The 1817-nt window shown below is 67.7% G+C and carries 1 protein-coding gene and 1 pseudogene; both read right to left on the bottom strand.

Translation table 11 applies throughout. The annotated features are described in order from the left end of the window. The coding region (locus FM051_RS49855) for an SDR family NAD(P)-dependent oxidoreductase (protein WP_238413271.1) at positions 1-1262 on the bottom strand (1262 nt) is incomplete at its 3' end. A 207-nt stretch (positions 1263-1469) separates the two neighbouring features. After that, positions 1470-1619 (bottom strand): annotated as a pseudogene (locus FM051_RS53595) (alcohol dehydrogenase catalytic domain-containing protein); the annotation flags it as partial. Between the last annotated feature and the right edge of the window lie 198 nt (positions 1620-1817).

Genomic DNA, 1817 nt, shown 5'->3' with positions numbered 1-1817 from the left:
CGAGCCCGCACCAGGCGGCGCAAGACGTCCGGCACCACACCGGACTTCGCGATCGCCGCCGTGTCCAACCGCGCCGCGACCACCACGGGTTGACCACTGGCCACCGCGGAGTCGAACAACGCCAGGCCGTATTCGTTGGTCATCGGCACGAGACCGGACCGGCTCATCCGCGCGGTGTCCCGTGCGGCGAGGTGCCCGGTCATGCCGCTGCGCTGCTCCCAGAAGCCCCAGGCCAGCGAGGTCGCCGGCAGACCCCGGTGCTGGCGGTACTGCGCCAGAGCGTCCAGGTACGAGTTGGCCGCCGCGTAGTTCGCCTGACCGGGCGAGCCCAACACACCCGCGACCGAGGAGAACAAGGCGAACATCGCCAGGTCCCGCGACGCGGTCAGCTCGTGCAGGTTCCACGCCGCGTCCACCTTCGACCTCAGCACCGTCGACCACTGCCCGTCGGTCAGATCGGTGAACACACCATCGGCCAACACACCGGCCGCATGCACCACACCGGTCAACGACACCCCGTCCAACACCGCGCGCAACGCCTCACGATCCGCCGCATCACACGCCACCACCGCGACCCGCGCGCCGCCCGCCTCCAACTCGGCGACCAACTCCGCCGCACCATCGGCAGCCAAACCCCTGCGACTCAACAACAACAGATTGCGCACCCCGTACCCGGCGACGAGATGCCGCGCCAACAACCCACCCAACACACCCGTACCACCCGTGATCAACACCGTGCCCTCGGGATCCAACGCACGCGGCAACGTCAACGCGACCTTGCCGACATGCCGCGCCTGCGACATGAACCGGTACACCTCCGGCACCCGCCGCACATCCCACGCCGACACCGGCAACGGCTCCACCACACCATCCCGGAACAACCCCATCACCGCCGCCAGCATCTCCCCCAACCGCTCGACACCGACGTCGAACAAGGTGAACGGCTCGTAGCGGACGCCAGGGTGAGCAGCGGCGACCTGAGCGGCGTCGCGCAGGTCGGTCAGCCCCATCTCGACGAACCGGCCACCCCGCGGCAACAATCGGAAAGACGCGTCGGTGAACTCGTACGCCAGAGAGTTCAACACCACGTCCACGCCCTGACCGCCGGTGACGGCCAGGAACTTCTCCTCGAAGTCCAGCGACCGCGAGCTGGCGATGTGGGCGTCATCGACCCCCAACGACCGCAACACCTCCCACTTGCCGGGGCTCGCGGTGGCGAACACCTCCAACCCCCACGCCCTCGCCAGCGCGATCGCAGCCATACCCACACCACCGGTACCCGCATGCACCAGAACCCGCTCACCCCGCCGAACATCCGCCAAGTCACGCAACGCGTGATAAGCCGTCAACATCACAGCGGGCACCACCGCAGCCTGACCGAACGACCACCCGTCCGGGATCTTCGCCAACACACGATGATCCACCACCACCGACGAACCCAAACCGGGAAACACACCCAGAACACGATCACCAGGCACGAAACCGGTCACATCAGAACCGACCTCGACCACGACACCGGCACCCTCACCACCGACCACCGCATCAGCATCCGGATACATCCCCAACGCAATCAGCACATCCCGGAAATTCACACCCGCCGACCGCACAGCCACCCGCACCCCCGTCGCCCCCAACTCCCCGGCAACAACCGATCGCGCCACCAGGTTGTCCGACGTCAGCGTGCCCGAACCCGCAACACCCAACAGCCAATCATCAGAAGGCAACCCGACCACCGCATCACCGGCCAGCCGCACCACCCGAGGCACCCGGAACGTCCCGCGCCGCACCGCCAGCTGCCCCTCACCGCACGCCAGCAC

Source organism: Saccharothrix deserti (assembly GCF_009769385.1).
Classification (GTDB): domain Bacteria; phylum Actinomycetota; class Actinomycetes; order Mycobacteriales; family Pseudonocardiaceae; genus Actinosynnema; species Actinosynnema deserti.
Note: the sequence above shows the minus strand (reverse complement) of the source record. Positions and strands in the feature narration are given on the sequence as shown.